Origin of the sequence: Streptomyces sp. NPDC102360, from assembly GCF_044766085.1 — a bacterium.
GTDB lineage: Bacteria > Actinomycetota > Actinomycetes > Streptomycetales > Streptomycetaceae > Streptomyces.
Genome location: NZ_JBIWLG010000027.1, coordinates 23,139 through 30,660 on the forward strand (window position 1 = coordinate 23,139; position 7,522 = coordinate 30,660).

General features: G+C 67.3%; 7 protein-coding genes. All 7 read right to left on the minus strand.

The window, feature by feature from the left end:
• Nucleotides 1–729 carry a MerR family transcriptional regulator gene (locus ACIRHA_RS42970; protein ID WP_403857633.1) on the minus strand — a complete coding sequence of 243 codons (729 nt, stop codon included), beginning with the start codon at nucleotides 727–729 and terminating at the stop codon, nucleotides 1–3.
• Nucleotides 730–756: 27 nt separating this feature from the next.
• A complete protein-coding gene (locus ACIRHA_RS42975) occupies nucleotides 757–1,707 on the minus strand; it encodes an FHA domain-containing protein (protein WP_403857647.1) in 951 nt (316 codons plus the stop codon).
• Between the two features lie 83 nt (nucleotides 1,708–1,790).
• Nucleotides 1,791–2,777, minus strand: a complete 987-nt coding sequence (locus ACIRHA_RS42980; protein ID WP_403857636.1) for a DUF881 domain-containing protein — start codon at nucleotides 2,775–2,777, stop codon at nucleotides 1,791–1,793.
• 5 nt (nucleotides 2,778–2,782) lie between these two features.
• A complete protein-coding gene (locus ACIRHA_RS42985) occupies nucleotides 2,783–3,115 on the minus strand; it encodes a small basic family protein (RefSeq protein ID WP_266722032.1) in 333 nt (110 codons plus the stop codon).
• On the minus strand, nucleotides 3,112–4,017 hold the full coding sequence (locus tag ACIRHA_RS42990) for a DUF881 domain-containing protein (protein WP_403857638.1): 906 nt from the start codon (nucleotides 4,015–4,017) through the stop codon (nucleotides 3,112–3,114). Before ACIRHA_RS42990 ends, ACIRHA_RS42985 begins: the two co-directional genes overlap by 4 nt.
• 88 nt (nucleotides 4,018–4,105) lie before the next feature.
• Nucleotides 4,106–6,601: a sugar phosphate nucleotidyltransferase gene (locus ACIRHA_RS42995; protein WP_403857641.1), complete on the minus strand. Its 2,496-nt coding sequence runs from the start codon at nucleotides 6,599–6,601 to the stop codon at nucleotides 4,106–4,108.
• Between the two features lie 110 nt (nucleotides 6,602–6,711).
• Complete coding sequence (locus tag ACIRHA_RS43000) at nucleotides 6,712–7,320, minus strand: CDP-alcohol phosphatidyltransferase family protein (protein ID WP_385768954.1); 609 nt, start codon at nucleotides 7,318–7,320, stop codon at nucleotides 6,712–6,714.
• Nucleotides 7,321–7,522: the final 202 nt, after the last annotated feature.

Sequence of the window (7,522 nt, forward strand, 5' to 3'; positions counted from 1 at the left end):
TCAGGGCAGACGCACCCCGAGCGCGGTCTGTACAAGTGCCGAGTGCAGCCTCACGGTGAGGCCGGCCAGCTCCTTGGCACGGGCCTCGGCATGCGCCCGCGTCTGCGGATTGCGGTGCACCTTCAGCGGGGCCACCACCTGGTCCACCAGACCTGCCTCCCGGTCCGCGGCCGCCCGCATGACCCGCAGGTGCCGCGGCCCGATCCCGAACCGGGCCAGCTCGCCGATGAGCTCGGCGACCGACACGGCGGAGGCGTCGTAGCCACCGTCGGGCAGCGGGGTGAGGAGCCCGTACGACTCCCATTCGTCGAGCTCGTGCTCCTCGACACCGACGGCGGCCAGCAATTCGTCCCGGCCGACCCGCGCGGCCGTCGGCACGTCGGTGCCGTCCTCCGCGTCGCCGGGGCGCCCGGGTGCGGGCACGGACAGCGTCTCGCCCGGCTCCAGGGCGTCGAGCTGCTCCTTGATGACCTTCAGCGGCAGGTAGTGGTCCCGCTGCATGCGCAGCACGTGGGCCAGCCGCTCGACGTCGTCCGGGCTGAACTTCCGGTAGCCCGACGGGGTCCGCCGGGGCTCGACGAGGCCTTCGGACTCCAGAAACCTGATCTTGGAGATGGTGACTTCGGGAAACTCTTCTCGGAGCACGTTCAGTACGGTGCCGATGCTCATCAGCCGACTGTCCGTGGTGGCGGTACCCCCGGGGGCACCGCCACTCGTCGTGTGCAGCATGGACCTTCCTGAAGGATCGCGGACGGTTCAGATACCGCGCTGGCTCGCGTAGAACACCAGCCGGTACTTGCCGATCTGCACCTCGTCCCCGTTGTTCAGCGTCACCGAGTCGATGCGCTCACGGTTCACATACGTGCCGTTGAGGCTGCCGACGTCGGCAACGGTGAACGAGCCGTCCTGCAGACGACGGAACTCCACGTGGCGGCGCGAGACGGTCACGTCGTCCAGGAAGATGTCGCTCTGCGGATGGCGCCCCGCGGTGGTCAGTTCGCCGTCCAGGAGGAAGCGGCTGCCCGAGTTCGGACCGCGCCGCACCACCAGGAGCGCCGAGCCCAGCGGCAGCGCGTCGACCGCCGCCTGCGCCTCGGGCGAGAGGGCCGGAAGCTGCGTCTGACCCGTCGCCTCCGGGTCGTAGGACTCGAGGCCGGAGATGGAGATCGTGGACGTCGTCTCGGACGGCCCCTCCGGCGCCGCACCGCCGCGCAGCGGCGCACCGCAGTTGGAGCAGAACCGGCTGTTCTCCCCGTTCCGGTTTCCGCACCTCGTACACACCAGGGCCGACATGGACGGATCCTCCTGCCGCGGCTGCCCCGCGGGGGCGTGGGACGCGTACGGGTCGGGGGCAAACCCTCCACCCGTACTTGAGGTTGACGGTTCTCCGAAACCTATGCGGCTGGAACCGGCAGGGTCAACAGACGACGCGCCCTGTTCGCCCGAATTGCCTCCGGCGACCTCGTCCCGGAACAGGGGGCGCTCGCCCACCTGGGTCTCCGGCACATCTCCCTGGCGCGACGCACGATGACGGTTGTCGTCACGCGCACTCTTGCCGAACAACTTCGCAAACAACTTCACGGGCGATTCCCCTTGACCGAAACAGACCCGCCCGTGGGGCAGGACGAACCCTGACTGCACACATCGGCGTACATCGCGTACATCATTGACACGGACACCCTCACAACGTCCGTATCCGCCAAACAGTTTCCACCACGCGCACCACCCTTGCTGCGGCGACCCCCCGCAACGTCATGCCCTCGCACGGTATTCACCATGCACCCCCGGCTTCACTCCGAGGACGACCGAGCGTAATCAGGCCGTCGCGCGGATCGCAAGGCGTCTACGACGATCTTGTTCGAGCGGCTCACGGCCACCGTGGCCTGCTCCTTCTCCAGGGTCTGCACCACGCCCCCGGGGATGTTCAGGGCCGGCTCCAGGTCCTGCGGCTTCCCGATGACCTTGAACCGGTAGGGACGAGCGATCTCGTGCCCGTCCACGCTGATCCCCTTCCCGCCACCGCCGTCCGTCAGATACGTGTTGGCCACGACGCGGACATCATTCACCTGGATCGCCTCCGCGCCGGCGGCGCGCAGTTCCTGGACCGCGTCGAGCAGCATGTCCGCCTCCACGGCCCCCTTCGTGTCGGTGACGGTCATGGTGATCCCGGGGCCCTGCGCGGCCGTCGTGCCCGCCAGAATTCCGAGTTGCTTCTGCTTCTCGGCCGTCTGCTTGCGGGCCTCGTTGGCCTGGTCCGAACTGTTCTCCAGCTCGGTGCGCTGGTCCACGAGACCTTGCTTCTCATCCTCAAGACGCTGAGTTCGATCGTCCAGTTCATCGAGAATGCGAACGAGATCTTCCTGACGCGCACCGCGCAGGGCACTGTTGTCGCTGGTGGACCGCACCTGGATGGCGAGCCCGAGCCCCAGGACGAACAGCAGCACGGCCATGATGAGTTGGGCACGCGACGCGCGCGGCGGCCACAGACCCTTCACGAGCCGCTGCCGCCCGGTCAGTTCGGGCTCGCCCGAGACCGGGCCGGCGTCCGGGCGGACATCCGTGCCGGCCGACTCGGGTTCAGGTGCCTCGGGTTCCGGCACCTTCGACTCGGCCGCGCTCGCCGCCGCCTCCCGCTCGGCCGCACGGTTCTCCGTCGGCACCTCGGGGGGCAACTCCTTGGACGAATCCTTGCGCAACGGGACAGCCTCGGCGTCCGGTTGCTCGTCCCGCGCGTTCTCGCGGTTCTCTGCGTTCTCTTCGTTCTCGTTCTGACTCATCGGCCTCACGCCCGGAACACATGCCGCCGGATCGCGGCCGCGTTGGAGAAGATGCGGATGCCGAGCACCACGACGACACCGGTCGACAGCTGCGCGCCGACGCCCAACTTGTCGCCCAGGAAGACGATCAGCGCGGCCACGACGACGTTCGACAGGAACGAGACGACGAACACCTTGTCGTCGAAGATCCCGTCCAACATGGCGCGCAGCGCCCCGAACACCGCGTCCAGCGCCGCGACGACGGCGATGGGAAGGTAAGGCTCGACGACCGCCGGAACCTCGGGACGGACGAAAAGACCGACCACGACTCCCACGACGAGGCCCAGTACGGCGATCACGATGTGCCCTTCTGCTCTGCTCTCGGCTGTGCTGTACGTACGATCACGCTGGGTGCGGCAGGAAGCTCGACGTCGTCCTGAGCCGAAATACTGGTCCTGACCCCGAAGTTCTCCTGCAGCGCGTGCAGATAGAGACCGTCGGGGCTGTTCTGGAACCGGGTACTCAGCCGTTGCCCGTCCCCCACCGCGAGCACCGTGTACGGCGGCACCAGCGGCTTGTTGTCGACCAGTATCGCGTCACCCGCGGCCCTGATCGCGGACAGCGAGGTGAGGCGCTGCCCGTTGATGCTGATGGCTTCGGCGCCGGACTGCCACAACCCGTTCATGACGCGCTGCATGTCCCGGTCGCGTACGCGACCCGTGTCGGAGAAACCGTTGCTCTCGCGCGGCCCGCTCCCGTCGCCGGTGGTGGCCGACTTGGCGTCGTCGACGACGAGCTTCACACCGGGGCCGTGCACGGCGACGGCGCCGGAGAGCACCCCCGCCAACTCCCCCTTCTCGCCACCGTGCTTCTTCAACGCCTCGCGCTGCATCTCCCCCACGCGCCCGCGCAGCGAGTCGACCTGCCCCTCCAGTTTGTCGGCGGACTCGGTCTCCTGGTCGATGCGGTCGATGAGCTCCTCGCGCTCCTTGGCCACCACCGGCGCGGTGACCCGGGCCTGCGCCGCGCCCACGGTCACCACGAGCGCCGCGAGCACGAGTCCCGCGGCGAGCCCCAGCTTCGCCCGCAGCGTCTTCGGCAAACCGCTCTGCCCCAGCGCCTCTTTGCGCGCGGTGGCCTCCGCGTACCCGTCGTCCAGGCTGTGATCCATCACGTTGGTCAGCAGCGACATGGAGGCATCGGGGCGCGAGGGGCGCTCTGGAGTGCTCCGTTTGGGGGGCTGCTGCGACATGCCGCACATCGTCGCACGTCGTGGCCCCTGCCACCCAACGACCCCACTGCCCTGCTGCCCGACGCCCGAAATGGACGTCGAGCAGCAGGTATCCGGGTCAGCGCCCGGCGCTGTCCACGACCGCCGACCACTCGTCGAGCAGCTGCTGGGCCGAGGCGTCGTCCGGTCCTTCGGCCCACAGGTGGGTGACCGCCTCGGCCGGGTCGGGCAGCACCATCACCCAACGACCGTCGGCCTCCACGACCCGCACCCCGTCGGTGGTGTCCACGGACCGCTCGCCCGCCTCCTCCACGACGCGGCGCATGACGAGACCCTTGACGGCCCACGGCGTCGCGAGGTCCCGCTTGAGCACATGCGCCCGCGGAATCCGCGCGTCGATCTGGCTGAGGGTCAACTGCGTACGGGCGACGAGCCCGATGAGCCGCACAAAGGCCGCGGCCCCGTCGAACACGCTGCTGAACTCGGGAATGATGAACCCGGCCCGCCCGTCCCCACCGAAGATCGTCCCGTCCTCACGCCCCACGCGCGTCAGGTCGTCGGGCGACGTGGTCGTCCACTCGACCTGCGTCCCGTGATACGCGGCCACCTGCTCGGCGATACGTGTGGTGGTCACGGGCAGCGCCACCCGCCCGCTCCTGCGCTCCGCGGCGACAAGATCGAGCATCACGAGCAACGCCCGGTCGTCCTCGACGATCCGCCCCTTCTCGTCGACCAGCGAAAGCCGCTCACCGACCGGGTCGAACCGCACCCCGAACGCGGCCCGCGCCGAGGCCACGATCTCCCCGAGCCGTACGAGCCCTGACCTGCGGGCGTCCGCGGTCTCCGTGGGCCGCGACTCGTCGAGCCCGGGATTGATCGTCAGGGAGTCGACTCCGAGCCGCCCGAGAAGGCTGGGCAACACAAGCCCGGCACTCCCGTTCGACGCGTCGACGACCACCTTCAGCCCTGCCTCCGCGACCCCCGTCGTATCGACGTTCCGCAGCAGCGAACCCGTATACGAGTCGAAGACGCTCGACGGGAAGTGCAGGTCGCCGATCTCCCCGGGAAACGCCCTGCGGTACTCCTGCCGCGCGTACACCCGGTCCAGCTTGCGCTGGCTGCCCTGGGAAAGATCCGCCCCACGCTCGTCGAAGAACATGATGTCGACGGAGTCCGGCACCCCGGGCGTCGTACGGATCATGATCCCGCCGGCACTGCCCCGCGCCGTCTGCTGCCGCGCCACGGGCAACGGCACGTTCTCCAGATCCCGTACGTCCATGGCGCTGGCCTGGAGCGCGGAGATGACGGCCCGCTTCAGCGCACGCGCACCACGGGAGTGATCACGCGCGGTCGTGACGGTCGAACCCTTCTTGAGCGTCGTCGCGTACGCCCCCGCGAGCCGCACGGCCAGCTCCGGAGTGATCTCGACGTTCAGGATCCCGGAGACACCCCTGGCGCCGAACAGATGGGCCTGCCCGCGCGACTCCCAGATGACCGACGTGTTGACGAAGGCGCCGGCCTCGACGGTCTTGAACGGGTAGACCCGCACATTGCCCTGGACGATCGATTCCTCACCGACGAGGCACTCATCGCCGATAACGGCGCCGTCCTCGATCCGCGCGGCCCGCATGATGTCGGTGTTCTTGCCGACCACGCAGCCCCGCAGATTGCAGTGCCTCCCGATGTAGACGTTGTCGTGCAGGACTGCCTTGTGCAGGAAAGCCCCGTTCTTCACGACGACGTTCGAGCCGACGACCGTGTGCTCCCGAATCTCCACATCCGCTTCGACCTTGGCGTAGTCGCCGATGTAGAGCGGTCCCCGCAGCACGGCGTCCGGGTGCACCTCCGCGCCTTCGGCCACCCACACGCCGGGAGAGATCTCGAACCCGTCGAGTTCGACGTCGACCTTTCCTTCGAGGACGTCGGCCTGGGCCTTCACGTAGCTCTCGTGTGTGCCGACGTCCTCCCAGTAGCCCTCGGCAACGTAGCCGTAGATGGGCTTGCCTTCCTTCATCAGCTGCGGGAAGACATCTCCGGACCAGTCCACCGGAACATCGGCTTCGACGTAGTCGAAGACTTCGGGCTCCATCACGTAGATGCCCGTGTTCACCGTGTCCGAGAAGACCTGCCCCCAGGTCGGCTTCTCGAGGAAACGCTCGACCTTCCCTTCCTCGTCGACGATGGTGATACCGAATTCCAGTGGATTGGGTACACGCGTCAGACAGACGGTGACGAGTGCGCCCTTCTCCTTGTGGAATTCGATGAGGTCGGTGAGGTCGAAATCGGTGAGGGCGTCACCCGAGATGACAAGGAAAGAGTCGTCCTTCAGCGCTTCCTCAGCGTTTTTCACGCTGCCGGCAGTGCCGAGTGGCTTCTCCTCGTTGGCATAGGTGAGCTCCATTCCCAGATCTTCGCCGTCCCCGAAGTAGTTCCTGACGAGTGAAGCCAGGAACTGTACGGTGACCACGGTCTCGCTGAGCCCATGCCGCTTGAGCAGCCTGAGCACATGCTCCATGATCGGCCGATTGGCCACAGGCAGAAGCGGCTTGGGCATACTCGAGGTCATGGGGCGAAGGCGTGTGCCTTCGCCTCCGGCCATCACGACGGCCTTCATGTCGGAAGCGTCCTCCTTGAAGAGACGACGGTCTAGCCGACTTCGCCCGCCGGGAATGGCCCGCACTTGTCACGGCGGGCCATCTGGCCTCTGCCAACGCAATGGCGAGCTCAATCGGCCATGGAGTCCGCCCGGACAAGCCGGCGGACTTGAACCACGTACAGGATCCCTGCCCACCAGTACAGCGTCGTACCCCATCCGGCGAACGCCCATCCGAAAATAGCAGCGAGTTCGTGGATCCAGCCCGTTCCGTCACTGAGAAGCAGCAAGGGGAACGCGTACATCAGGTTGAAGGTCGCTGCCTTCCCGAGGAAGTTCACCTGGGGCGGCGGATAGCCATGACGCCGGAGGATCCCCACCATCACCAGAAGAAGCAGTTCACGCGCCAAAAGTACGGCGGTCAACCAAATGGGCAGAATGTCACGCCAGGTCAAACCCACCAACGTGGACAAAATGTAGAGCCGGTCAGCGGCCGGGTCGAGCAGCCGGCCGAGGCTGCTGATCTGATTCCAGCGCCGCGCGAGCTTCCCGTCGAGATAGTCACTGATGCCGCTGAGAGCCAGCACGAGCAGCGCCCAGCCGTCACTCTTGGGGCCCCCGAACTCAGGGCGCAGGATGAGCCACAGGAAGAGGGGCACGCCGACGAGACGCGCCATGCTGAGGATGTTCGGGATGGTGAGGACCCTGTCCGTCTGAACACGGGTCTCCTGGACCTCCACCCGGGGGCCTCCTGTGGGGAACGAACCAACGATGCCCCCTGACTTTACCCTCAGTGTCGGGAGGCCTGAGCTACGGGGGCGTCGTAACACGGTGCACGACGCCTCCCAACGCAGAAAAGCCCGGACCGTATCCCGGTCCGGGCTTTTCTCCAAAATTAGTTCGGCGGCGTCCTACTCTCCCACAGGGTCCCCCCTGCAGTAC

Bases quoted from the DNA above. Each gene is read 5' to 3' on its own strand.
- ACIRHA_RS42970 (WP_403857633.1), bottom strand. From the start codon at position 729: ATGCTGCACACGACGAGTGGCGGTGCCCCCGGGGGTACCGCCACCACG.
- ACIRHA_RS42980 (WP_403857636.1), bottom strand. From the start codon at position 2,777: ATGAGTCAGAACGAGAACGAAGAGAACGCAGAGAACCGCGAGAACGCG.
- ACIRHA_RS42990 (WP_403857638.1), bottom strand. From the start codon at position 4,017: ATGTGCGGCATGTCGCAGCAGCCCCCCAAACGGAGCACTCCAGAGCGC.
- ACIRHA_RS42995 (WP_403857641.1), bottom strand. From the start codon at position 6,601: ATGAAGGCCGTCGTGATGGCCGGAGGCGAAGGCACACGCCTTCGCCCC.